The 25,495-nt window shown below is 49.5% G+C and carries 24 protein-coding genes; 16 read left to right on the top strand and 8 right to left on the bottom strand.

Features of this window, described 5'->3' with window-relative positions; translation table 11 throughout:
- Positions 1-44: 44 nt before the first annotated feature.
- A complete protein-coding gene (locus XMG48_RS11520; RefSeq protein WP_173482248.1) occupies positions 45-1,178 on the top strand; it encodes a MalY/PatB family protein in 1,134 nt (377 codons plus the stop codon).
- On the opposite strand, the gene epmA is transcribed toward XMG48_RS11520, so the two are convergent.
- Both epmA and efp read right to left on the bottom strand, forming a co-directional pair.
- Positions 1,175-2,143, bottom strand: a complete 969-nt coding sequence (epmA, locus tag XMG48_RS11515; RefSeq protein WP_173482224.1) for an EF-P lysine aminoacylase EpmA — start codon at positions 2,141-2,143, stop codon at positions 1,175-1,177. The two genes, XMG48_RS11520 and epmA, sit on opposite strands and share 4 nt — an antisense overlap.
- Before the next feature lie 63 nt (positions 2,144-2,206).
- Positions 2,207-2,770 carry an elongation factor P gene (gene efp / locus XMG48_RS11510; protein WP_173482223.1) on the bottom strand — a complete coding sequence of 188 codons (564 nt, stop codon included), beginning with the start codon at positions 2,768-2,770 and terminating at the stop codon, positions 2,207-2,209.
- Positions 2,771-2,873: 103 nt separating this feature from the next.
- On the opposite strand from efp, the gene epmB reads away from it, so the two are divergent.
- Both epmB and XMG48_RS11500 read left to right on the top strand, forming a co-directional pair.
- A complete protein-coding gene (gene epmB, locus XMG48_RS11505) occupies positions 2,874-3,881 on the top strand; it encodes an EF-P beta-lysylation protein EpmB (protein ID WP_254443665.1) in 1,008 nt (335 codons plus the stop codon).
- Between the two features lie 40 nt (positions 3,882-3,921).
- Positions 3,922-4,443: a hypothetical protein gene (locus XMG48_RS11500; RefSeq protein WP_173482222.1), complete on the top strand. Its 522-nt coding sequence runs from the start codon at positions 3,922-3,924 to the stop codon at positions 4,441-4,443.
- Positions 4,444-4,460: 17 nt separating this feature from the next.
- Here the strand turns inward: XMG48_RS11500 and XMG48_RS11495 are convergent, their stop codons facing one another.
- Positions 4,461-4,781, bottom strand: a complete 321-nt coding sequence (locus XMG48_RS11495; protein ID WP_173482221.1) for a DUF1820 family protein — start codon at positions 4,779-4,781, stop codon at positions 4,461-4,463.
- Positions 4,782-4,936: 155 nt separating this feature from the next.
- Between XMG48_RS11495 and miaB the strand changes: the two genes are divergently transcribed.
- From miaB to lnt, 5 genes are read left to right on the top strand one after another with little or no spacing between them, the layout of a single operon-like run.
- Positions 4,937-6,280 carry a tRNA (N6-isopentenyl adenosine(37)-C2)-methylthiotransferase MiaB gene (gene miaB / locus XMG48_RS11490; protein WP_173482220.1) on the top strand — a complete coding sequence of 448 codons (1,344 nt, stop codon included), beginning with the start codon at positions 4,937-4,939 and terminating at the stop codon, positions 6,278-6,280.
- A complete protein-coding gene (locus XMG48_RS11485) occupies positions 6,280-7,263 on the top strand; it encodes a PhoH family protein (RefSeq protein ID WP_173482219.1) in 984 nt (327 codons plus the stop codon). The genes miaB and XMG48_RS11485 overlap by 1 nt, the downstream gene beginning before the upstream one ends.
- Positions 7,263-7,709: an rRNA maturation RNase YbeY gene (ybeY, locus tag XMG48_RS11480; protein ID WP_371731481.1), complete on the top strand. Its 447-nt coding sequence runs from the start codon at positions 7,263-7,265 to the stop codon at positions 7,707-7,709. Before XMG48_RS11485 ends, ybeY begins: the two co-directional genes overlap by 1 nt.
- 14 nt (positions 7,710-7,723) lie before the next feature.
- The gene (locus XMG48_RS11475; protein WP_173482218.1) at positions 7,724-8,566 is read left to right on the top strand and encodes an HlyC/CorC family transporter; all 843 of its coding nucleotides are present in this window, start codon (positions 7,724-7,726) and stop codon (positions 8,564-8,566) included.
- A 2-nt stretch (positions 8,567-8,568) separates the two neighbouring features.
- Positions 8,569-10,047, top strand: coding sequence for an apolipoprotein N-acyltransferase (lnt, locus tag XMG48_RS11470; protein ID WP_173482217.1), 1,479 nt, complete (start codon positions 8,569-8,571; stop codon positions 10,045-10,047).
- On the opposite strand, the gene XMG48_RS11465 is transcribed toward lnt, so the two are convergent.
- The gene (locus tag XMG48_RS11465; RefSeq protein ID WP_173482216.1) at positions 10,012-10,530 is read right to left on the bottom strand and encodes a metalloendopeptidase; all 519 of its coding nucleotides are present in this window, start codon (positions 10,528-10,530) and stop codon (positions 10,012-10,014) included. The genes lnt and XMG48_RS11465 overlap by 36 nt on opposite strands.
- A gap of 185 nt (positions 10,531-10,715) precedes the next feature.
- Here XMG48_RS11465 and leuS point away from each other — a divergent pair, with 185 nt between their 5' ends.
- From leuS to holA, 3 genes are read left to right on the top strand one after another with little or no spacing between them, the layout of a single operon-like run.
- A complete protein-coding gene (leuS, locus tag XMG48_RS11460; RefSeq protein WP_173482215.1) occupies positions 10,716-13,301 on the top strand; it encodes a leucine--tRNA ligase in 2,586 nt (861 codons plus the stop codon).
- A gap of 9 nt (positions 13,302-13,310) precedes the next feature.
- Positions 13,311-13,799, top strand: a complete 489-nt coding sequence (gene lptE, locus XMG48_RS11455) for an LPS assembly lipoprotein LptE (RefSeq protein WP_173482214.1) — start codon at positions 13,311-13,313, stop codon at positions 13,797-13,799.
- A gap of 3 nt (positions 13,800-13,802) precedes the next feature.
- Positions 13,803-14,849: a DNA polymerase III subunit delta gene (gene holA / locus XMG48_RS11450; protein WP_173482213.1), complete on the top strand. Its 1,047-nt coding sequence runs from the start codon at positions 13,803-13,805 to the stop codon at positions 14,847-14,849.
- A gap of 26 nt (positions 14,850-14,875) precedes the next feature.
- On the opposite strand, the gene trmL is transcribed toward holA, so the two are convergent.
- From trmL to glnA, 4 genes are all read right to left on the bottom strand, one after another.
- Entirely contained in the window at positions 14,876-15,331 is a 456-nt protein-coding gene (gene trmL / locus XMG48_RS11445) for a tRNA (uridine(34)/cytosine(34)/5-carboxymethylaminomethyluridine(34)-2'-O)-methyltransferase TrmL (protein WP_173482245.1), read from the bottom strand.
- 45 nt (positions 15,332-15,376) lie between these two features.
- On the bottom strand, positions 15,377-16,786 hold the full coding sequence (glnG, locus tag XMG48_RS11440) for a nitrogen regulation protein NR(I) (RefSeq protein WP_173482212.1): 1,410 nt from the start codon (positions 16,784-16,786) through the stop codon (positions 15,377-15,379).
- Between the two features lies 1 nt (position 16,787).
- On the bottom strand, positions 16,788-17,843 hold the full coding sequence (glnL, locus tag XMG48_RS11435; protein ID WP_173482211.1) for a nitrogen regulation protein NR(II): 1,056 nt from the start codon (positions 17,841-17,843) through the stop codon (positions 16,788-16,790).
- 324 nt (positions 17,844-18,167) lie between these two features.
- Positions 18,168-19,574 carry a glutamate--ammonia ligase gene (glnA, locus tag XMG48_RS11430; protein WP_173482210.1) on the bottom strand — a complete coding sequence of 469 codons (1,407 nt, stop codon included), beginning with the start codon at positions 19,572-19,574 and terminating at the stop codon, positions 18,168-18,170.
- A 389-nt stretch (positions 19,575-19,963) separates the two neighbouring features.
- Between glnA and typA the strand changes: the two genes are divergently transcribed.
- The 5 genes from typA to dtd all read left to right on the top strand — a co-directional run bounded on the left by typA (position 19,964) and on the right by dtd (position 24,894).
- Positions 19,964-21,772, top strand: a complete 1,809-nt coding sequence (gene typA, locus XMG48_RS11425) for a translational GTPase TypA (protein WP_173482209.1) — start codon at positions 19,964-19,966, stop codon at positions 21,770-21,772.
- A 132-nt stretch (positions 21,773-21,904) separates the two neighbouring features.
- Positions 21,905-23,509: an MFS transporter gene (locus XMG48_RS11420; protein WP_173482208.1), complete on the top strand. Its 1,605-nt coding sequence runs from the start codon at positions 21,905-21,907 to the stop codon at positions 23,507-23,509.
- Positions 23,506-24,300 (top strand): prolyl aminopeptidase, encoded by a 795-nt coding sequence (gene pip / locus XMG48_RS11415; RefSeq protein WP_254443663.1) that lies wholly within the window; start codon positions 23,506-23,508, stop codon positions 24,298-24,300. The genes XMG48_RS11420 and pip overlap by 4 nt, the downstream gene beginning before the upstream one ends.
- Before the next feature lies 1 nt (position 24,301).
- Positions 24,302-24,457: a hypothetical protein gene (locus XMG48_RS12235; RefSeq protein WP_254443661.1), complete on the top strand. Its 156-nt coding sequence runs from the start codon at positions 24,302-24,304 to the stop codon at positions 24,455-24,457.
- The gene (dtd, locus tag XMG48_RS11410; RefSeq protein WP_173482207.1) at positions 24,457-24,894 is read left to right on the top strand and encodes a D-aminoacyl-tRNA deacylase; all 438 of its coding nucleotides are present in this window, start codon (positions 24,457-24,459) and stop codon (positions 24,892-24,894) included. The genes XMG48_RS12235 and dtd overlap by 1 nt, the downstream gene beginning before the upstream one ends.
- Positions 24,895-25,495 lie beyond the last annotated feature (601 nt).

The raw sequence follows: 25,495 nt of genomic DNA, 5'->3' as shown, positions 1-25,495 counted from the left end.
CTTGATGATCGACCAGTAGAAAGGGAAGAGTAGTGAGTGAACCAATGAATGATTTCGATTTTGATCACTTAATTGATCGCCAAGGGACCTGGAGTGACAAGTGGTCTAAATACGCCGGTACAGACATACTTCCAATGTGGGTTGCTGATACCGATTTTCGCTCTCCACAAGCTGTGATTGATGCTTTAAAAACGCGTGTCGATCATGGCGTTTTTGGCTACACCCGCACACCAGAAACACTCAATCAGCTGTTTTCTGAACGCATGCAGCGCCTATACAACTGGACGGTCTCTGCTGAAGATCTAGTCTGGTTACCCGGTCTCGTCTGCGGGCTAAATTTAGCGACCCGCGCTTTAAGCACGGCTGAGCAATCCGTCATCACCGCCCAACCTATCTACCCACCCTTTATGTCCGCTCCCGCTCTCTCTTCGAGGGCGTTGATCACCATTCCCATGAAGGGTCGTGTCATTGATTTTGATGCACTAGAAGAGGCCATTACAGCAGAAACCAGACTGCTACTTTTCTGCAACCCACACAATCCTGGGGGTGGCGTCTACCGCCATGAAGAGCTCGAGAGGCTCGCACAGATCATTATCGATCAGGATCTATTGATCTGCAGCGATGAGATTCATTGCGATCTCATTTTACAACCTGAACTACAGCACACACCGATCGCGAGTTTGAGTGAAGAGATCGCCTCACGCACTGTGACGCTGATGGCGCCCAGTAAAACCTGGAACATTGCAGGGCTGGCCTGCTCTGTTGCGATCATTCAAAACCCCGAATTAAGAGCGCGATTTAAAAAGGTACGCAAGGGCATAGTGCCCGACGTCAATCTACTGGGCTACACCGCGGCAGAAGCCGCCTACTCACAGGGAGACGAATGGAATCGCAAGCAGTGCGAATATCTTAAGGGAAATAGAGACTACCTGATCTCTGAAATAGGCAAGATTCCCGGCTTAAGCATGCTACCTAACGAGGCCACCTACCTTGCCTGGATCGATGCCAATCAGCTTGGCGTCGACAGCCCACAACAACTGTTTGAATCTCAGGGTGTGGGACTATCTGATGGGGAGGATTTTGGTGCACCTGGATTTGTTAGACTTAACTTCGGGTGTCCAAGATCGCGTATTGAGGAAGCGGTTCGTAGGATGAAGCTGGCCGTCGATTCGCTCTAACAGCGCTCAAACCCGAAAGGGACAACCTCTTTGATACTGCTCGCGCCAACTTTGATCATCAGCAACCGATCAAAACCAAGTGCCACGCCGGCACAAGCTGGAATGCCGGATTCTAGGGCCGAGACTAAACGAGTCTCCAGCGGTCGTCGTGGAAGCCCTGAGGATTCACGCTGCTGATCGTCAGCTTCCAGCCGTTCAGCCTGCTCAGCGGGATCTCGCAGCTCCTGATAACCATTCGCCAACTCCATACCGCCCGCATACAGCTCGAAGCGGGCAGCCACTTTGACACCCTGATCATCCTCAACAACCTCAGCCAACGCAGCTTGAGAGGCGGGAAAATCAAATACTAGCACCGGTTCAATGAGTTTCGGCTCAATCAGATGCGACATGACCAGCTCGAGCCAAGTATCTTTGCGATCATCCGTAAAAGGGCACTCAAAATGGGGCTCAAGCAGAGCTTTTAACTGGTCAATGGTCGCTTGATGAGGATCCACGCCCACAAAGCGTTTAAACAGTTCACGATAACTGAGACGCTCCCAATGCTGCGGCCCCAGCACCGCAGTAACCAGAGCCTGAACTTCATCCATCAGCTGCTGCGCACTGAAACGAGGGCGATACCACTCAAGCATGGTGAATTCAGGATTGTGAAGCCGCCCTACCTCGCCATTCCTAAATGCTTTAGCCAACTGATAGATGGGGCCTGAGTCAGCTGCCAATAGGCGCTTCATGGCGTACTCTGGCGAACTCTGCAGGTAGTAACGCTGCTCTTCAGCCCCGGGGTAACTTGAGTAGGAGACTTCAAGTGAATCGATAAAAGGATCACTGACTGCCGCTTGTGACAGACATTGAGTATCCACCTCCATGACACCGCGTTCAGCAAAAAAAGCGCGCACATCAGCCAGCATCTTTGCTCGCTCACGAAGTGTTAAGATCTCTGCTGTAGGTTGCCAGTGATTTCGATTCATACAGACTCCAAAATTAGAACCAAAAACGGCAGCCGAAGCTGCCGTCTCTATTACGAACCCGTGTTAGGCACGGCTTACGTATTCACCGGTACGAGTGTCGATCTTAAGAACTTCACCCTGGTTGATAAATAGTGGCACACGAACCACTGCACCCGTGCTGAGAGTCGCAGGCTTAGAACCGCCCTGAGCCGTATCGCCTTTAAGGCCTGGATCAGTTTCAGTCACTTCAAGCTCAACAAAGTTAGGAGGTGTCACAGCAATAGGGTTGTCGTTAAATAGAGTGATCATCACTTTGTCACCCTCTTTCAACCACTGCGAACAGTCGGCAACGGCTTTCTCATCCGCAGCGTACTGTTCAAATGTGCTTGGCTCCATGAAGTGCCACATCTCACCATCACTGTAGAGGTACTCCATGTCACGATCCATCACATCGGCTGTTTCAGCTGATTCGTTCGATTTGAAAGTACGCTCCCAAATACGACCCGTCATAAGGTTACGAAGACGAACTCGAGTGAACGCCTGACCTTTTCCCGGTTTAACAAATTCAACTTCAACCATGTTACATGGATCGCCGTCGATCATCACTTTCATGCCAGTCTTAAACTGACCACTTGAAACGTTTCCCATCTCTTTTTCCAAATCATTGATTGAATGTTTGACGAGCATTCTACTTCAAAGGAGAATCGGCTCCAACAGATCGTTTACATTCTTGGAAATTTTGGTCACTTCAATGATGCAGCTGTTGGACATTACGCCAAACTCTTGGCAAGACTCACTGAAAAGTGCCATCACCGATCCTAAAGCCTTACTGGAGAGACTGTCCCTACCCAACGAGCTACTCGAACAGGCTCAAGCGGCTAGCCAGCTCTTCCCATTGCGCGTCCCTCTTGAGTTCCTAAGCCGCATGGAGCTAGGCAATCCAAACGATCCTTTGCTGAAGCAGGTCCTTCCGATCAGGGACGAGTTTATTCAGGCTCCAGGTTTCACAGAAGACCCGTTAAACGAGAGTGATGCACGCCCGACTCCAGGCGTTGTGCACAAATATAAAGATCGAGCACTGTTGATCTTGAGCGGAGCTTGCGCCATTAACTGTCGTTACTGTTTTCGCAGACACTTCCCTTACTCTGACAACCAGCTTAGTGGGGAGCATTGGCAAAGGGCTCTCGCCTATCTAAAAGAGCATACAGAGTTAAGAGAGGTGATCTTCTCAGGCGGTGATCCACTGGTCACCTCTGATCACCGTTTTTCAAAGATGGTAGCGGATCTTGAAGCCATACCTCATCTCGAACGACTCAGAGTCCACACTCGCCTACCCGTGGTGATTCCATCCAGAGTAACCGATCAACTCAATGACACCTTGCATAATTCAAGGCTCAATTGCGTCGTGGTCCTTCACATCAACCACGCCAATGAGATTGATCAGAGTCTGAGCGACGCCGTCACCAAGCTAAAACAGAGTGGTGCAACCATTCTCAATCAAGCGGTGTTGTTAAAAGGGGTCAATGACAGCGCCGATGAGCAGGTCAGACTCTCACGTGCTCTGTTTAGCGCAGGCATCCTCCCCTACTACCTCTTTCTTTTTGATCCTGTCGCGGGGGCCAGTCACTTTGATATCCCGATTGAACAGGGTAAAGAGATCTTTACGCAAATGCAGAGAGAGCTACCAGGATATCTTGTTCCTAGACTCGCGAAAGAAATTTCAGGCAAAACATCAAAAACCTTGTTAATATCCAGTTAAGGTTTTTGGAGAAAACAACGTGATTGCAAAAAGAATAACAATGCAAAACGCTTTAAAACTGACCCTGCCAGCACTGGTATTGTCAGGTTGTATCAGCTTGCCAGACACAACAGCTAAGCTGACAACTCAACCGCCCATCACACCCACTCCACTACAAAAAACACTGGTCATTCACCAACTTCAGACGGAAGTCATCACCCCAAAAAATGTTGCTGCAGTCATCGATTTCAGTAATCAGACGGATCGCGACCTAGACTACGTGATGTTTAAGACGATCGCTTTCGACGCAGAGGGTAAGGTTATTCCTGCGATGAAGAGCGGCGATGATCATGCCTACTTGAGAATTGCAGGGCCTTTGTCGCCCGAGCATAGAACCGGCGATCAACAGTGGGATAAGGTGTGGGCTGACAGCTCGGTTAGCTGTTTTAGAATTGAGAGTGCCGAACTGATCTTTTCAGACTCAAGCGTAGAGGACTACTCTACGGATCAGATAGAGCTCCAACTACCCACCTTGCAGCCTGCCATCTGTCAGCACGACCAAGGGTCGCTGGCAAGTAACTGATTATCAGTTTCGCGAGGTTATTTACTCCGTGAGGGCATGACTGGAAAAGCGGTGACGGTGCCCTCGGCATCCGTAATACGAGCTTTTCCTCGCTTCTCAACCTCATCAATCTGAATAATGGCCTGCATCGGAACGAAAGAGCGTTTTACACCTGCGAACTCCTGCTGTAGACGATCTTCGGCAGGATCAATCAGCATCTCAGTGTGACTACCAAACACGAAACCCTCTAGCGCAACAAACCCCCACATATCAGCACTGTAAACCTGTTCAACGTAAAGCTCGTAGACTTTATCTTTGTTGATGTAAGTGACGCGATAGAGGCGTTTGGCATCGGCCATTGAGAATCTCCAATCAATCTAAACTTGAGTTGCCTAATCAGGTTAGTGGGGGCGCTCTAAACAATTGCAAGTTCGTTAGCGCCAAAGAGTGCGCTGAGGTATACTTCATCGCCCCAAATGATGGGGCATAGATTCAACGTAACGACAGGTGAAACATGACTAAAAAGCTCTTTATCAAGACACACGGATGTCAGATGAATGAGTACGACTCCGCACGAATGGCTGACCTTCTGGGCGATAGCCACAAGCTGGAGCTAACCGATAATCCAGAAGAGGCTGACGTCCTGCTTCTAAACACCTGTTCAATTCGTGAAAAGGCGCAAGAGAAGGTGTTCCACCAGTTAGGCCGTTGGCGTCTTTTGAAAGAGCAAAAACCCGGATTAATGATCGGGGTAGGCGGCTGTGTTGCAAGCCAAGAGGGCGAAGCGATTCGTGATCGCGCGCCGTTCGTCGATATGATTTTTGGCCCACAGACCCTACACCGTCTTCCCGAGATGATTGAAGATACCAAGGGGGGCAAGGTCGGTATCGTTGATGTCAGCTTCCCAGAGATCGAAAAGTTCGACCACCTCCCCGCTCCTAAAGTTGAGGGGGCAGAGGCATTTGTTTCAGTCATGGAAGGTTGTAGTAAGTACTGTACTTTCTGTGTCGTGCCCTACACCCGTGGCGAAGAGGTCAGCCGCCCGCTGGATGATGTGATAGCCGAGTGTGTTGAGCTGGCTGAACAGGGCGTGCGTGAAGTCAATCTACTGGGCCAAAACGTCAACGCTTACCTCGGTGCGACTCATGACGGTGATACGGCTGATCTGGCTGAGCTGATTCGCACCATTGCCGCGATTGAGGGTATCGATCGTATTCGTTTCACTACTTCACACCCTGTAGAGTTTACCGACAGCCTGATCGAGGTTTATGACGAAGTGCCGGAATTGGTGAGTCATCTTCACCTACCGGTTCAGAGTGGCTCTGACCGCATACTAATGGCAATGAAGCGCGGCCACACGGCGATTGAGTACAAGTCGAAATTACGTCGAATCAAGGCGAAGCGTCCAGATATCAGCTTCTCGTCGGACTTTATCATCGGCTTCCCAGGTGAAACGGATGCCGACTTTGAGGCGACCATGAAGCTAATCGAGGATATAGGTTTTGATACGTCGTTCAGCTTCATCTACAGCCGTCGCCCAGGCACCCCTGCGGCAGACCTGCCTGACGACGTATCGGAAGAGACGAAGAAACAACGCCTACACATTTTGCAAAGCCGTATCACTCAGAACGCTTTGCAGATCAGCCGCCGCATGGTCGGAACCACTCAACGCATTCTGGTCAACGGTTACTCGCGTAAAGACCCTGGCCAACTATCGGGTCGCACGGAGAACAATCGTGTTGTGAACTTCCGTTGCGATAATCCAGACCTGATTGGTCACTTCGCCGATGTCCGCATTGCTGAAGCGCTTCCGAACTCGTTGATCGGTGAGTTAGTTAGCTCCGAGCTGGATCAATAATGAGCGAAACACAATCTTTCCACATCAACCTACAGCCTGAAGATGGCGCAGCCTTGGCTAATCTAGTCGGCCAGTTTGATGAGCACTTACGTCTGATTGAAGAGCGCACCGGAGTCCAAATCGGTAACCGTGGATTCCAGTTCAAAGTTGAAGGTGCAATTCAGGCCGTTCGCCCGGTCTGCACACTGATTGAAGCACTGTACAAAGAGTCTCTAAACGGCAAACCACTTGCCCCATCAGACATTCATCTATCGCTACAACACTCAGGCATTTCACAAACTGATGTGAAATCGACTGCGACGGATGATGTCACTATTCGTACTCGAAAAATGACGATTCGACCTCGCGGGGAGAATCAGCAAAAGTACGTTCAGTCGATTCGTTACCATGACATTAACTTTGGTATCGGACCTGCCGGCACCGGTAAAACCTACCTTGCGGTTGCTTGTGCGGTTGAGGCCCTTGAGCGCGAAGAGGTCAGTCGAATACTACTGGTTCGCCCTGCCGTCGAAGCGGGTGAAAAACTCGGTTTTCTACCCGGCGATCTGACTCAGAAAGTCGATCCCTACTTACGCCCTCTCTACGACGCACTCTATGAGATGATGGGCTTTGAGAAGGTAGCACGCCTGATCGAAAAGAATGTCATAGAGATCGCACCCTTAGCTTACATGCGCGGCAGAACGTTGAACGGCTCGTTTGTCATTCTTGATGAGTCACAAAATACGACACGCGAGCAGATGAAGATGTTTCTTACCCGCATAGGGTTTGGCTCAACAGCGGTTATCACAGGGGATAAAACCCAGGTCGACTTACCACGCGGCGCCAGCTCAGGCCTTATTCATGCAATGCAGGTACTGGACGGGGTGAAAGGGATTGGATTTACTCACTTCGAAGCGAAAGATGTGGTTCGTCACCCTATCGTGCAGCACATTGTACGTGCTTATGAAGCGTACGAAGCCAAACATACAGACGAGCGTAAATAGTGATTCATTTAGAGGTTATTCGCGCTGTTGATAGCAACTCACTCCCGAGTGATGAGCAGTTTCAATCCTGGGCCGAATTAGCGGCATCACAGCTATCGGGCGAAGCTGAACTATGCATTCGTATCGTTGATGAAACCGAGAGCCAGACACTGAATCGTGAATATCGCGGTAAAGACAAGTCGACCAACGTACTCTCTTTTCCGTTTGAAGCACCTCCGGGCTTCCCTGGCAATATATTAGGTGATCTAGCGATTTGTGCCGCGGTTGTAGAGCGCGAAGCAACCGAACAAAACAAACAGATTCATCACCATTGGGCTCACATGGTGATCCATGGGGTATTGCATCTACTTGGATTCGATCATATAAAGGATGAAGAAGCCGAGGAGATGGAGTCACTTGAACGAGAACTGCTCGCTCAACTCCAAATCCCAGACCCCTATATTTGAGGCAACCACACACTATGAGTGAAGACCGATCGAGCGGCTCATCCAAAAGCTTTTTTAGCAAACTTGCTTCAGCTTTTTCGGATGAGCCCAAAACCCGCGAAGACCTGTTTGAAGTTCTTTATGAGGCCAACGACACTGGCCTACTAGACCAAGATGCGCTAACGATTGTAGAAGGCGCTATACAAGTGACCGACATGCAAGTGCGTGACGTCATGATCCCTAGATCACAAATGGTCTCGGTACAGATCGATCAATCTGCCCACGAATTTATGCCACTGGTCATCGACAGTGCACACTCTCGCTTTCCTATTGCAGGTGAAAACCCAGATGAGATCGTCGGCATTCTTCTTGCCAAGGATCTGCTTCCCTATGCACTGGACGGCCGCTTAGAACAGTTCAGTCTCGCTGAGCACCTTCGCAAAGCAACCTTCATTCCTGAAAGTAAGCGACTGAACGTCTTGCTACGTGAATTCCGTGTCACACGCAATCACATGGCCATCGTCGTTGATGAGTACGGCGGAATTGCCGGTCTTATTACCATCGAAGACGTGCTCGAACAGATCGTCGGGGATATCGAAGATGAGCACGACGAAGATGAAGACGAGGGCAACATCAAAGCCTTTGAAGATGATGGCTTCATTGTCAAAGCGTTAACCCCTATCGAAGACTTTAACGAGTACTTTGACGTCGGCCTACCTGATGATGAGTTCGATACCGTGGGTGGACTGGTGACACGTCAATTTGGTCACCTACCCGATAAAGGGGAGACGATTCGACTCGATGACTTCACCTTCACCGTGCTAGCGTCTGAAAACCGCAGAATTAGACTGCTACAGGTTAAGCACCACAAGGAGTAGTGATGCTGCTCCAGCCTCTTGTGAATAGGACTTTGGCGGTTGCTGCAGGGGCAATAGCGACACTCGCTTTTGCCCCTTTTAGTTACCCGCTATTAGCGATTGTCTCTATTGCCACCCTCTACTTGCTGACCCTTAAATCCGATTCAGCGTTCCTGATGGGTTGGCTCTATGGTTTGGGATACTTCACCGCCGGTGTCTCTTGGGTCTATGTGAGTATTCACTTACACGGTGGCATGGGTGTTTTAGCCGCCGCACTGATGACTCTCATGTTCACTGGCGCGTTAGCGATACTCTTTGCCGCACAAATTTGGCTCTACAAACGCCTGTTTACTGACGGCTCAGCACCAGGATTTGTCGCTCTTTGGATCTTGTTTGAATGGGTGAGAAGCTGGCTATTTACCGGCTTCCCTTGGCTGCTCATCGGCTATGCGTTCATCGATACACCACTTATCTCATTAGCCCCGATCGGCGGCGTGTGGCTAGTGTCGGCGATGGTTCTGATCATTGCTGTCTCGGCTTCCCATGTCATCCACCGTAAAAAACCGACCCCTCTCCTACTGATCCTTGCGATATTAGGTGCCTCTTACCTTATTCCGTCACACTGGACAGAGAGTTCAGAAAAGACCGTCTCGATCACATTAATACAGCCCAATTTAGCCCAAGAGTCTAAGTGGCAAATTGAGCAAGTTGATCGACACATACAGAACATTATTAATTTAAGCGTCCAAGCGCCCGCTACCGATCTACTCATTTGGCCTGAGACCGCCGTACCCAAATTAATAGGCCGCGCCATCAACCAGATCAGTCCGCTAGTGGAGATCCTCAACCAACAAGGCACCACGTTAATTTCAGGTTTCCCAAGAAAAGAGTGGAGTGAGAGCCAACAACGAAACCTGTACCACAACTCGGTGGGCACGTTGACGGGTAAAATCAGCCTGTACGACAAACAGAGACTGGTCCCTTTTGGGGAGTACATTCCCTTTGAAAATCAGTTGCGAGGGCTGATCGCCTTTTTTGATCTCCCCATGTCTAGCTTTAGCTTGCCAGAACAACCAACTTTTCAGGTAGAGACACCTCAGGGGTCGCTGGCGGGCGCAATCTGTTATGAGATCGCCTACCCAGAGTTGGTCAGAGAGAATGCCAATCAGAGTGACATGATTCTGACGCTCTCTAATGACACCTGGTTCGGCGGATCTCATGGCCCAGATCAGCACTTTGAGATCGCCAGAATGCGTGCTATCGAAAATGGTAGGCCCGTGATAAGAGCCACCAACAACGGCATATCAGGATTCATTGATGCCAAGGGTCAAGTCTTAGCGACCGCACCCAGATTCGAGACGGCGATCCTAACCCATGAGATCGCCCCAAGCATGGGCCAAACCCCCTATCAACAGTTGGGGTTGTGGCCAGCGCTTATCCTTGCTGCAGCACTGTTATTAGCCGCGCTATTTAGACATCGCTCGTTCAAACAGAACCGCTGAACAGTCACGACAAGGCTGTAATTTTTGACTCTCGCTCAGCATCTGCTTAGCTCCACACTGTGTACAGACAAACTGTCCAGGTAGCGCGATTTCACCGGCGGCGTAGTGCGCTTCACCATGACTCAACTGCTCACGGAGTAACTCTTGTTCGATACGGGTTTTATCGGCCACTCTCATCAAGCGATCGACAATTCCCTTCTCCAACACAGCAAGGTCCAACTCCAACCAATCAGCCAGCGCTCCGCCGACCTTTTGAACACCGATTGAGAATTGCTTCAGATCACGCATTAGGTAGGCTTTTAGCAGGGCTGCTTCATCTGCAGACATTTCAAGTGCTGTCTGCTCCAGATCAACCGCTTCATTGACCGCTAAGGTAAGTTTCTCAAGCGTCACTTCACTGGCACCATCGAGAGAATCCATCACTTGATCGACCAATTGATCATAACGGCCAGAATCGAGCTTATCTTGGTTTGTATCACTCATAAGCAAACTCCTTTTAAGAGCGGATTATTCAGCAGCCAAACCTGTCGGCGCGACCGCATCTGATGTATCCTATGCAGTATTGAACAGTATTAATGAAATAACCATTGAGCGGTGTCATTTCTTAGCAAAGTAATTTGCTCCAAGAACAATGATGCCGTTTTTATGTTTGCAGAATATAGAGACCGATGAACGAACAGTACCAACCCCAGGATATTGAACCAAAAGTCCAGCAGCAGTGGGAAGAATCCGGCGCATTCAACGTTGAAGAGGATTCCAGCAAAGAGAAGTTTTACTGCCTCTCGATGTTCCCTTACCCAAGTGGTCGCCTGCACATGGGCCACGTACGTAACTACACCATCGGTGATGTCGTCTCTCGATACCAGCGCATGCAGGGAAAAAACGTTCTTCAGCCTATGGGTTGGGACGCCTTTGGCCTACCAGCTGAAAACGCTGCACTTAAAAACAATGTGCCTCCTGCTAACTGGACCTACAGCAATATCGATTACATGCGTAATCAGCTTAAACAGATGGGCTTTGGTTACGACTGGGATCGCGAGCTAGCGACCTGCCACCCGGAGTACTACCGTTGGGAGCAGTGGTTCTTTACTCGTCTTCTTGAGAAAGGCCTGGTCTACAAAAAAGAGGCCGAGGTGAACTGGGACCCAGTTGACCAAACCGTTCTGGCTAACGAGCAAGTGATCGATGGTCGCGGTTGGCGCTCTGGTGCGATTGTTGAGCGTAAGAAAATCCCTCAATGGTTCCTGAAAATTACTGACTACGCAGACCAACTACTGGAAGATCTAGAGAAGCTGGATCATTGGCCAGAGCAGGTCCGCACCATGCAGCGCAACTGGATCGGCCGCTCTAAAGGGGTTGAGCTGAAATTTGCGGTGCCTAACAAAGGTGATCTAGAGGTCTTCACAACCCGCCCTGATACGCTGATGGGTGTTACCTATGTTGCCGTTGCACCACAACACCCTCTAGCACTTGAAGCAGCCGAAAATAACCCAGAACTTGCTAGCTTTATTGATGAGTGTCGTCACCAAAAAGTCGCCGAAGCTGACATGGCGATGATGGAAAAACGCGGCATGCCATTGGGCATCGAAGCCACTCACCCTCTCACTGGTGAAATGGTGCCTGTTTGGACAGCAAACTTTGTTCTGATGGATTACGGCTCAGGCGCTGTCATGGCGGTTCCTGGACACGACCAACGTGACTGGGAGTTTGCAACCAAATACGGACTGAACATCAAACAGGTCATCAAGCCTCTGTCCGACGATCAGACTGTCGACTTGACGCAAGAAGCGTTCACAGAGAAAGGCGTTCTGTGCAACTCGGGTGACTTTGACGATCTAGAGTTCGAAATGGCGTTTAAAGCCATTGCGACTGAACTGAACAACAAAGGTCGCGGTCATACAACCATCAACTTCCGCCTTCGCGATTGGGGTGTTTCACGCCAACGCTACTGGGGCGCACCGATCCCGGTTGTTAATTGTAATAGCTGTGGATCAGTACCCGTACCTGAAGATCAGCTGCCTGTGCTTCTGCCAGAAGAGGTAACCTTCGACGGCGTCGGTTCACCGATTAAAAAGATGGAGAGCTTCATCAAAACAAGCTGTCCAAAGTGTGGCGCAGATGCAGAACGCGAAACGGATACCTTCGACACCTTCATGGAGTCAAGTTGGTACTTTGCTCGCTATGCAAGCCGTTACTCAGACAGTGCGATGCTGGATCCTCAAGCAGCCAACTACTGGCTCCCTGTTGATCAGTACATCGGTGGTATCGAGCACGCTATTTTGCACCTACTCTACTCACGCTTCTATCACAAACTACTGCGTGACGAGGGTCTAGTAAACTCTGATGAACCTTTCACTCGCCTACTCTGTCAGGGCATGGTTCTAGCCGATGGCTACTACTACGAAGATGAACAGGGCGGTAAGGTTTGGATCTCACCGGTTGATGTAGAGACTGAGACAGACGAGAAAGGTCGTGTGACCAAAGCCACTCATAAAGAGACGGGTAAAACGCTGATTCACGACGGCATGTCCAAGATGTCTAAGTCGAAAAACAACGGCATCGACCCTCAGGTTATGATCGATCGATACGGCGCCGATACGGTTCGTCTATTCATGATGTTTGCGGCACCACCAGAACAGTCACTAGAGTGGTCTGACTCAGGTGTGGAAGGTGCACACCGTTTCATCAAACGTCTCTGGAAACAGGCACACGACCATATCGCAGCCGGCCCAGCATCAACTTTAGACACGTCCAAGCTGAATGATGGGCAGAAAGAGCTGCGCCGTAAGACTCATGAAACCATCCAAAAAGTGACGGATGATATTGAGCGCCGCCAGACATTCAATACAGCCATTGCCGCTGTCATGGAGCTTTCAAACAGTATCGGTCGATTCAACGATGACTCCGAGCAAGGACGTGCTTGTAAACAAGAAGCGCTTAGCGCTGCTGTCCAGCTGTTGTCCCCGATCATTCCACACGCAGCCGATCAGCTGCTGACTGAACTGACGGGTGCAAGCCAAAATGATAGCTGGCCAAGCGTTGATGAATCCGCTTTGGTACGTGATAACATCGAGATGATTGTGCAGGTTAATGGCAAACTTCGTGCTCGTATCAATGTTGCCGCCGATGCCGATAAGGACACAATTTTGCAACTGGCCCTGGCTGAAGCTAATGTTCAGAAATACATGGAAGGCCTAACGCTGCGCAAAGAGATTGTTGTACCAGGCAAACTGGTCAACATCGTCGTCAGTTAGGAGTAAAAGATGAAGTTGTCACGTACGTTCGTTGCAGGTTTCGCCATGCTGTTTCTAACAGCTTGTGGCTTCCACCTAAAAGGGCTTTATGAGGTACCACCAGCGTTACAGCAATTAACTCTGGTCGAAAACACCACACAGCCCACTTCGTTAGGCAGAGAGCTGACAACTCAACTGCAACGCAACGGCGTGACCCTAACATCCCGAGCTAAGCTTAAACTGATCGTTGAATCGGCACGCTACAATCGCCGCGCGGTGATTCTTGATGCCAATGCAGATGCACAAGAGTACGAATTGAGCGGTGAAGCTCAATTTGCCATCTATCAAGGTGATAACACAGCGCCCGCCATTGAGCGCCGAGTCAATGTTCAACGCAGTGTTACCGAAACTTCAGACACCTTGGCGCAAGAGACTCTGGAAGCGCGCTACCGCTCAGAGATCAATCGTGCACTGGCTGAACAGATTATTCGCCAATACCTAAGTTTCGTTCCGCGCTAACCTATGAAAGTTAGAGTTGATCAGCTACCTCAGCAGCTCAACAAGCTAAATACTGCGCTACCGGTCTACCTTGTAACCGGGGACGAAACACTTCAACACGACGAAAGCTGTGACGCCATTCGAGCCCATCTTCGCGGTCTAGAATTCACTGAACGAGAGCTCTATCACATCGATTCCAGCTTTAACTGGGACAGCCTGATGGAGGCCGCCAATAGCCTCTCTCTATTTGCAGAGCGCAAAATTATTGAGTTACGACTCGGTTCACAAAAGATCAAAAAAGCCGAATCAGATCTGCTACAACGCTATCTAGAGAACCCTGCGCCCGATACGGTGATATTCATTTTGGCTGATCGACTCGATGCCGGTGCGAAAAAGAGCGCCTGGTTCAAGCTGGTCGAAAAGCTCGGGCTAGTGGTTGAAATCTGGCCCATTGAAGTTGACCAACTCCCGCGCTGGCTAGCGACACGCCTTCAATCTTTTCCAATCTCTATGGATCAAGAGGCGATCGGCGTCTTAGCCGATCGTGTAGAGGGCAACCTACTCGCGGCACAACAAGAGTTAGAGAAGCTCTCTCTGCTCTACCCCAACCAAACCCTTGATGCCAACCAGGTTGCCGAGGCGGTTGGCGACATGTCACGATTTGATGCCTTTGCACTTGCAGATGCGGCGATACAAAGACAACCTGCAAGAGTACAACACATTCTGCAGGCGCTAAGACAAGAGGGTGTCGAACCGACCTTCATACTCTGGGCCATTTCACGTGAGTTGCGCACGCTAAGCAGCGTGATTACAGAGATATCAGAAGGGAAGAATTACGATACGATTGCGAACAGACTGAGACTGTTTAGCAAACGTAAAACCGCTATTCGCAATGCCAGTCGTCAGATTAAAGTCTCGGAGATTGAGCAGTTACTGCGACTTTGTGGACAAGGTGATCAGGCCGTTAAAGGACAACTACCGACCGACCCCTGGTTAATAATTGGACAGATCTGCTTACGCCTAGCGGGTGTCGAGATGGCTTCACTCCATACCCAACACTCAGCCCCTTAAGCAAGCCTAACCACCTCAGACCTTAGCTACTTGGCTCCCGCAAAAGAGAGCTGCCGCCACGCCTCATAAACAACAATGGCACAGGCATTAGACAGATTCAAACTGCGTGAATCAGGGCACATCGGCAAGGTAATTGCATCGGTCGAATCGATGACACTCTGAGGCAGACCCCGTGTCTCCGGGCCCAATAGAATCATATCACCCGATGCAAAATCAGCATCGGTATAGGCGCGATCCGTTTTGGTCGTCATCGACCATACTTTTCTTGGGGAGACTGATTGAATACAGGCTTCTAATGACTCATGAACTTTCATAGAGGCAAACTCGGCATAATCCAATCCCGCTCTGCGCAGGCGCTTATCATCCAGCTCAAAGCCGAGGGGTTTAATCAAATGAAGGGAGAAACCCGTGTTAGCACACAGGCGAATAATATTTCCGGTATTGGGTGGTATCTCGGGTTCGTAAAGAGCAACGTGAAGCATATCGGCACCTAAACTGTTAGATGCCGATTGTAGCATTAAGCGACTCTAATCCGCCTCAATACCCAGCTCTTTTAGCTTGCGGGTTAGGGTATTTCGCCCCCAGCCTAAAAGTTCAGACGCATCACGTTTACGGCCACCCGTATGTTTAAGCGCAGTCTCTATCAACACCTGCTCAAACTGACGTTCAGCCTCTTTGAGGATGCCCCTCTCCCCTTCAAAGAGACGCTGATCAGCCCAGCCACGCAGTGCTTGTTCCCAATTACCATGAACAACAGGGCGTTCATTTGAGGACTCTAGAAGCTCTGGTGGTAAATCAGAGACAAGAACCTCTCGACCAGACGCCATCACGGTAATCCAGCGACAGGTGTTTTCCAGCTGTCGCACATTACCTGGCCAAGTCAGATCGCGCAGAAAACGCTCTGTTTCCGGCTTAAGAATCTTAGTCTCAACGCCCAGCTCTTTCGCCGAACGTGACAAAAAGTGGCGAGCGAGACGAGGAATATCTTCACGACGCTCATTTAACGAGGGGATGTGAACTCGAATCACGTTTAGACGGTGGAACAGATCCTCACGAAACTTGCCCTCTTTAACGAGGTTTTCGAGATTTTGGTGGGTAGCTGCAATGATTCGAACATCAACTTTAACCGGTGTATGACCACCGACACGGTAGAACTCACCGTCAGCAAGAACACGCAAGAGTCGAGTTTGAGTATCCGCAGGCATATCGCCGATCTCATCAAGGAACAGTGTGCCACCATCGGCCTGTTCAAAACGGCCACGGCGCGAAGCTTGAGCTCCGGTAAAGGCACCCTTTTCATGCCCGAACAGTTCAGACTCAATCAAGTCATGTGGAATAGCCGCCATGTTCAATGGAATAAACTCATTACCCGCACGCGGACTGTGGCGATGCAGAGCATGGGCCACCAGCTCTTTACCTGTACCAGACTCACCATTGATCAATACAGTAATCGGGGAATGAGACAGACGACCAATGGCACGGAACACCTCCTGCATAGCCGGCGCCTCACCAATGATCTCAGGTGTATCATCTTCAACAATCACTTCGGTTTGTTGACGCTGCTCTTCAACGTGCTGCACCGCTCGCTGAACCAGCGCTACCGCCTCATCAATATCAAATGGCTTAGGCAAGTACTCAAAGGCACCACCTTGATAAGAGGCAACCGCGGAATCTAAATCTGAGTGAGCGGTCATGATGATAGTCGGAATGTCTGCATAATCAGCTTGAAGCTGCTCTAGCATCTCAAGACCATCAATGCCCGGCATACGAATATCGCTGATAATCACATCAGGCTGTTCACGCTTAATTTTACGCAGCAACGCATCGCCCGACTCAAACACTTCTGTCGCCAAGCCACTGCCAGAGATCGCTTTCTCTAAAACCCAACGTATTGAGCGATCATCATCTACTATCCAAACGGTTGCTGGCTTAGCCATCTCAACTCTCCAAAGGAATTAAAATTTTAAAATTTGTTGTACTGGGTTTCGAGGCGACCTCGATTAAACCCTGGTGCTGACCAATAACAGATTGGGCAATCGATAGTCCCAACCCAGACCCTTCCGCACGACCGGTCACCATCGGATAGAACACGGAATCTAAAAGATCCTTTGGTATGCCCGGACCGTTATCGATAATCTCTACGCAGCAGACCAGTCGATGCTGCTCTGCGCCCAGCGTAATTCGTCTGAGCGCTCGTGTTTTCATACGGATTTGCGGAGCGGCTGTTTCAGACTCTTTCAGGGCCTGCATCGCATTTCTGCAGATGTTTAAAACCGCTTGGATCAACTGTTCACTGTCGCCGTTAAACTCCGGCAGACTTGGGTCGTAGTCACGAACCAACTGAATCTCTTGCTCGCTTTCAACTTCAATCAGAGCACGCACACGCTCGAGCACCTCGTGAATGTTCACCGGGTGTATGTTGGGCTTCTTGTAAGGCCCCATCAGACGATCCACCAGATTTCTTAACCGATCCGCTTCATCGATGATAATTCCGGTGAACTCTTTAAGCCCCTCATCATCCAGCTCGCGCTCTAGCAACTGTGCAGAGCCGCGAATCCCGCCCAACGGGTTCTTGATCTCATGTGCCAAGCCACGCACAAGCACTTTGGCGGTGGCATGTCGATTCAACATCTCCTCTTCACGCTCAATTCGAACCAGGCGATCACGTGGGTGCAACTCCATCAGTAGAAACCCATTCGGTAACCTTGAGATGGTGTAATCCGTCATCAACTCGTTACCACCAAAGGTAATCAGAGCGGCTTCGCGTTTACTGACATGCTGTCCCGTCGCAGAGACACTCTCTAATAGCTTGAGCTCCTCTTCGGAACCAATAAAGAGATACTCGATGTGTGAATTTTTTAAGCGTTTAAAGCTACCCTCTAACAGAACCTCAGCGGCCGGATTCATATACTTCAACTCGAACTTCTGCCCCAGTACCAATACAGCCGTATTGAGGTTTTCAAGAATCAATTTGTACTGTTGCGATCCGAACATTAGGTATTCCCAAGGGTTTTGATGACTTAACAGCTCTACTCTAGCGTTAAGCCTTAATAGCTCTACTTAATAAGCAAAAAGGTTGCCAACTCAGCGAAACCCAGTAACCACGGGCTTTTGAGTTTTAGCATGCACAATAGAATGGCATATATGAAGATATTATGCACCATTTTGGTGCGAGGTGTTTTGTGCGCATCCATGCGCCTGCAGGATACTGTTCGTCCTGGCATACCCTGCTCCTGCGCATCCATGCGCCTGCAGGATACCGTCCATCCTGGACATAAAAAACCCGGCAGGTGCCGGGTTTTTTGAATCGATAAGATCTTAAACTGAGTAGTAAAGATCGTATTCGATTGGGTGAGTTGTCTGGCTCACTTGAGCACACTCTTCACGCTTAAGTTCGATGTAAGCGTTTAGCATGTCTTCAGTGAATACGCCGCCGCGAGTTAGGAACTCGTGATCAGCTTCTAGAGCGTCCAGAGCTTCTTCTAGTGAAGAACAAACCTGTGGGATCTGAGCAGCTTCTTCAGCTGGTAGATCGTAAAGGTCTTTGTCTGCTGCATCGCCAGGGTGGATCTTGTTCTGGATACCGTCAAGACCCGCCATCATTAGCGCAGAGAACGCTAGGTATGGGTTAGCGATTGGATCAGGGAAGCGTGTCTCGATACGACGGCCTTTAGGGCTAGTTACGTATGGGATACGGATAGAAGCTGAACGGTTACGAGCTGAGTAAGCTAGCATAACTGGTGCTTCGAAGCCTGGAACAAGACGCTTGTACGAGTTAGTACCTGGGTTACATAGAGCGTTAAGCGCTTTAGCGTGCTTGATGATACCGCCGATGTAGTAAAGAGCTTCTTCAGATAGGCCCGCGTATGCGTCGCCAGCGAAGATGTTAACACCGCCTTTAGATAGAGACTGGTGAACGTGCATACCAGAGCCGTTGTCACCAACGATTGGCTTAGGCATGAACGTAGCTGTTTTACCGTAAGCGTGAGCAACGTTGTGAACTGCGTACTTAAGAATCTGAACTTCGTCAGCTTTCTTAACAAGGGTGTTACCTGCCACACCGATTTCACACTGACCAGCAGTTGCTACTTCGTGGTGGTGTACTTCTACGTGCAGACCCATCGCTGTCATCGCGTCACACATTGCAGCACGAAGATCGTGTAGAGAGTCTACTGGTGGTACTGGGAAGTAACCGCCTTTAACGCGTGGACGGTGACCTGTGTTACCGCCTTCGAATTTGCTGTTAGAAGACCATGCAGCTTCTTCAGAAGATACAGTGTAGCCACAACCAGACATGTCAGAGTGGAAGTGAACTTCGTCAAATACGAAGAACTCTGGCTCTGGACCGAACATAGCGCTGTCAGCGATACCTGTTGATTTCAGGTACTCTTCTGCACGCTTAGCAACAGAACGTGGATCACGCTCGTAACCAAGACCTGTAGCAGGCTCAACGATGTCACAACGGATGATGACTGTTGCATCTTCAGAGAATGGATCAACGATAGATGAAGAGTCATCTGGACGAAGGATCATGTCAGAGTCGTTAATACCCTTCCAACCTTGGATAGATGAGCCATCAAACATTTTGCCGTCTTCGAAGAAGTCGTCACCCATTTCGTGAACTGGGATAGTTACGTGCTGCTCTTTACCTTTAGAGTCTGTAAAGCGAAGGTCGATCCACTTCGCGTCAGTTTCTTTGATCAGATTTAGTGTCTGTTCAGACATTATGGCTCTCTCCATTATCAGATATTGCCAGACTAGTAGCCTTGGGTTTAAGCCTGCACCATGCAAGCTCAGTCTTCCTAACGAGCTAGCAAACAGTATGCCAACTCGAAAAAAGTCTTTATTTACGGTGATTTACCGCATCAGCAACGAATCACCAATGACAATAAACGCACCAATTTGATGCACACCTAAAACATACGCACCACAATGGTGCTTTAAACTATTACTAGTCTGTCGATGTGTGCCAATATGATACTCCAGCCAAAAAATTTTGCACTAGATTCGCTTCTAACAATTGTTCATATGGTCCAAATTTATTGGCTATTAATTCGCCTTGATCACGCTCGACGCGTATAATCCGCGCATCTTTAATTAATGAGACTCACCTCGTGATCGAAAATCTTCGCAATATCGCCATCATCGCACACGTCGACCATGGCAAAACCACCCTAGTTGATAAACTTCTAGAGCAGTCAGGTACCCTTGGCCGTCGTGATGAAGGCGCTGAGCGCGTCATGGACTCAAACGACCAAGAGAAAGAGCGTGGCATCACCATCCTTGCCAAAAACACCGCCATCACTTGGAACGACTACCGCATCAACATCGTCGATACTCCTGGGCACGCCGATTTCGGTGGTGAGGTAGAGCGTGTTATGTCGATGGTTGACTCGGTCCTTCTGCTTGTTGATGCAGTTGATGGTCCAATGCCACAAACACGCTTCGTTACTCAGAAAGCCTTTGCACGCGGCCTTAAGCCAATCGTTGTTATCAACAAAATCGACCGTCCTGGTGCACGTCCAGATTGGGTTATGGATCAGGTTTTCGAACTGTTCGACAACCTAGGCGCTACCGATGAGCAGTTGGACTTCCCGATTGTCTACGCCTCAGCGATCAACGGTATTGCGGGTGATGATCACGAAGCTATGGCTGACGATATGACGCCTCTATTTGAAGCGATCATCAAGCACGTTGATGCGCCTCACGTCGATACAGAAGGTCCATTCCAGATGCAGGTCTCTGCGTTGGACTACAACAGCTTTGTCGGTGTTATCGGTGTGGGTCGTATCTCACGCGGTAAGATCTCTACCAACACGCCTGTTAAAGTCATCGATTCACACGCAAAAATGCGTTCAGGTCGTATCCTTAAGATCATGGGCTACCACGGTCTTGATCGTGTCGATGTCGACAGTGCACAAGCAGGTGACATTGTCTGTATTACCGGTCTAGACGAACTCAACATCTCAGATACGCTGTGTCACCCAGATGTTGTTGAAGCACTACCAGCACTCTCTGTCGATGAGCCAACCGTCTCTATGACATTCCAGGTCAACGACTCTCCGTTTGCCGGTAAAGAGGGCAAATTCGTTACCAGCCGTAACATCAAAGAGCGTCTAGAGCGCGAATTGATTCACAACGTAGCACTGCGTGTAGAGCCGGGTGATAGCCCTGAGAAATTCCGTGTATCAGGTCGTGGTGAACTTCACCTATCGGTACTGATTGAGACCATGCGCCGTGAAGGCTTCGAACTTGGCATCAGCCGTCCTGAAGTAATTCAGAAAGAGGTAGATGGCGAAATCCACGAACCTTACGAGATCGTTATGATCGACGTTGAAGAGCAGCACCAGGGCTCGATCATCGAAGAGCTAGGCATGCGTCGCGGTGACATGACGAATATGGAAGTTGACGGCAAAGGCCGCTGTCGCCTGACCTTTATGATCCCTTCTCGCGGTTTGATCGGCTTCCGTAGCCAATTCCTAACCATGACGTCTGGTACTGGTATCATGAACTCAATCTTTGACCACTACGGTGTGGTGAAAGAGGGTGAGACGGTGACTCGTAACAACGGCGTACTGGTTTCGATGGTTAACGGTAAAGTACTGGGCTACGCACTCTTCTCTCTTCAGGAGCGCGGTCGCCTCATGATCGGTCCAAACATTGAAGTGTACGAAGGCATGGTCATTGGTATCCATAGCCGCTCGAATGACCTAACGGTTAACCCAACCAAAGGTAAGCAGCTAACCAACGTCCGAGCCTCAGGTACTGATGAGAACATCGTGCTAACGCCACCTATCCGCTTTACTCTAGAGCAGGCTCTAGACTTCATTGAAGATGATGAGTTGGTTGAAGTAACACCTGAGAACATCCGTATTCGTAAGAAGTTCTTGAAAGAGCATGAGCGTAAACGCGCTAAGCGTTAATTAATTTGCAATAAATGCAAAACATAAAACGGTGCCAATGCAAATTGAGCACCGTTTTTTTATATTCAAACGAAATAAACGGAGTAAACTAAAGTCCAAGAAATCTTGAAGTGACAAACTAGGAACCACCTAATGACCAACAGCATTTTTTACCGGGTCAGCCCTATTCTTTTTTCAATTATTGGTATGGCGCTTAGCCACAACCTATTCTTTATCATCCTCCCTTTAAGAATGCAGTCGGCGGGCATTGAGTCTTCACAAGTCGGTATTGCTATGGGTATGTTTGCCGCCGGCTCTATCCTGGCAGGGATGTTTGGGGCCAAAGTCGTCAACCGCGTCGGTCATATCCGCGCCTTTGCAACAATGGCTGCAACACTGTCGATCGTCTCAATACTGCACACACTTCTTGAATCGTTCATCATCACTTCCCTGTTAAGGGTCGTTGCAGGCTTCTGCTTCATCACCAGTTTTATTACTCTGGAGAGCTGGCTTAATGTCACCAGTGATAGCAGCAACCGCGGTAAACTGTTCAGTGTCTACCAGATATTCTTTGCTGTCGGATTCGGTTCAGCACCTTTTGTGATGAACATTTTCGAAGAGAGTGATTTTAGACTGTTCGGTATTATCAGCGCCGTATTAGCGATCGCTCTGATTATTATGTCGATGTCACGCATGCCAGCACCCGAGCTACCTGGCCGAAGCCGCCCAATGTCATTTGGGCAACTATGGAAGGTCTCTCCATCAGGTACTCTATCTTGCCTGGTGGCGGGTTCTATTGGCTCCGCAAGCGTATCACTGATCGCTCTATACGCTTACGATCGAGGCTTTAGCGGCACACTACTATCAATCATTTTAGGCTCCTATTTGCTTGGGGGCCTCATGACACAATACCCAACTGGCTGGTTTGCGGATCGTTTCGATAAACGTACGGTGGGCGCTGTATTAATGATGATTGGTGTCGGTGCAAATGCCGTCATCATTATCGATTTTTACAGCGCTCTACCCACCTGGTTCGTCACCTTCTTCTTCCTACTGTCAGGGGGCGCTGGGGCCGCTATTTTCCCGCTAGCTGTGACACAGGTGTTCGACCACATCGACAGTAAAGAGGCGATGCCTGCAACCAGTATGATGCAAATTCTATTAGGCGTCGGTGGTGTCGTCGGCCCTATCGTGGCGGGCGCTATGATGGAGTGGTTTAGCTCTGTTTGGCTCTACTTCTACGTCATTTCACTGCATCTACTGCTGATGCTCTTCTTATTAGTGCGTAAGCTCTTCTTGCGAACCGAACGTCTAGAACCCGCTCAGCCCTACCAGTTCACAACCAACCCTGCATCCGTGCCTCCTCTTGAGGAGTACGTGGCTGCAGAGATTGCAGAGCCGGCGCTTAAACTGTTGATTGAGGCACTCAAACAGAACCCGAAAGATCCTCAGCACCTAATAAAAACTGCACTGGAATCTGCTCACCTAAAAGCAGAAGAGGTAGCATTACAGATGGTATTAAAGCTGCCCAAACGAGCGGGTGAGTTAACCGAACACTTAGTCACAATCTATCCAGAGAATCGACTAAAGGTAGCTAAGTCATTGACCGACTTCTTTGATCTGCATAAAACCCGTATCAATTACGCCATTGTGGGAGGGCTTAAAACGGATGCGAGCCCACAGGAGATATTTGAGATCGATCGATTAATTGAGCTGCGTAAGAAACGCCTAGAAGATGCGGGGTTACCAGTAGAATGAGAACACTCTACCCAGAAATAAGTGCCTACCACAGCGAGCAACTGGATGTAGGCAAAGGGCACAGCCTCTTTTTAGAGCTTTCAGGCAACCCCAATGGCGAGCCTATTCTGTTCGTCCACGGCGGGCCAGGCGGTGGTTGTTCGCCCGAGCATCGACGCTTTTTTAACCCAGAACATTACAAAATCATTCTATTTGATCAACGCGGCTGTGGGCGCTCGACGCCGCATGGCAGTTTAGAAAACAACACAACGGAACACTTAATCGCTGATATTGAAAAGATTCGTACCCATCTCGGCCTAGATAAGTGGGCACTATTTGGCGGTAGTTGGGGTTCTACGTTAAGCCTTGCCTACGCACAATCTCACCCAGAGCGAGTCAATGCACTGTTTCTAAGAGGTATATTCCTCTGTCGACCTAGAGATATTCAGTGGTTTTACCAAGAGGGAGCAAGCTATGTATTCCCTGACCATTGGGAATCATTTATAGCACCGATACCGGCCGATCAGAGAAACGACATGGTCAGCAGCTACTATAAAGTTCTGACCAGTGATAATGAACTAGAGCGTATGGCAGCAGCAAAGGCTTGGTCTATTTGGGAGGGACGCTGCTCCACATTAGATCCTAACCCTAGTTTGGTTGACCACTTTGGTGATCCTCATGTCGCATTAGCCATGGCGCGTATCGAAGCACACTATTTTGCCAACAACTCTTTTATGTCTGAAAACCAACTGCTCAATCACTGTGATCGCATCAAAAAAGATACCGACCTGGATTGTTCATGGCCGATATGACATGGTTTGCCCTATTGAGCAGGCACACCTATTGGCTAAAGAACTGCCTCAAGCCAACTTTGATATTGTTCGAGATGCCGGACACTCAGCCTTTGAGCCGGGCATTACAGACCGTTTAATTCATGCCACCGATCAGTATCTGGAGTTAACCAGCTAATGAAAGGACTTATTCAACGAGTCAGCAGTGCTAGCGTTGTCGTAGACGGAAACTGCATCGGTGAAATAGATCAGGGGATACTTCTTTTACTCGGTGTAGAGAAAGAGGATGACCAATCAAAAGCCGATAAACTACTCGACAAGGTAATCAACTACCGCATCTTTAGCGATGAATCGGACAAGATGAACCTTAGCCTTAAAGATATCGGAGGCGAGTTACTGGTGGTCTCTCAATTTACGCTGGTAGCCGAAACCTCCAAGGGCAAACGACCGGGTTTTTCAAAAGGGGCATCTCCAGCACTGGGTGAAGAGCTCTACAACTACTTTGTAGAAGCGGCTAACAAAACGGGGCTTAAAGTTGCGACCGGGAAGTTTGGTGCCGATATGAAAGTATCACTAACCAATGATGGGCCGGTTACGTTTTGGTTGGAGAGTTAGGAGCCGTTGGAGCGGTCTTGCGAAGGCCGCGATGAATTTAGCAGAGATGTATTACGAAGTCCGACTGTAGGAGCGAACTGCCGCAAAGCGGCAAACCGCGATCACCGCGAAGCGGTGTATCAGTGATTATGGACTGGTGCCATGTTTATCTAGCGAAATGCCGGTAACTGGCCTTCAGCCTATCATCCGCTGTTGACGTTGGCAGAGATCTTTTACGAAGTCCGACTGTAGGAGCGAACTGCCGCGTAGCGGCAGACCGCGATCACCGCGAAGCGGTGTATCAATGATTATGGACTGGTGCGAGGTTTATCTAACGGAGTGCCGGTGACTGGCCTTCAGCCTGTCATCCGCTATTGACGTTGGCAGAGACTTTTTAAAACCGTTGGAGCGGTCTTGCAAAGGCCGCGATGGGTTTGGCAGAGATCCTGTACGAAGTTCGCAATGACCTACAATAGGTTACGAACGCTGTTCGTAATCGCTTCGCGACGCCGTTGGCGCCTAATCCCCGCACCTTCGGTGCATGGGCTTTCACATGGCCTGCGGCGAGGTAGTGACAGGCGGCACCGCCGCCTGATAAACAAAAAACCCCAGGACCTTTCGG

The sequence above is a fragment of the Marinobacterium sp. xm-g-48 genome, from assembly GCF_013282925.1.
In the GTDB taxonomy this organism is placed as follows: Bacteria; Pseudomonadota; Gammaproteobacteria; order Pseudomonadales; family Balneatricaceae; genus Marinobacterium_E.
Note: the sequence above shows the minus strand (reverse complement) of the source record. Positions and strands in the feature narration are given on the sequence as shown.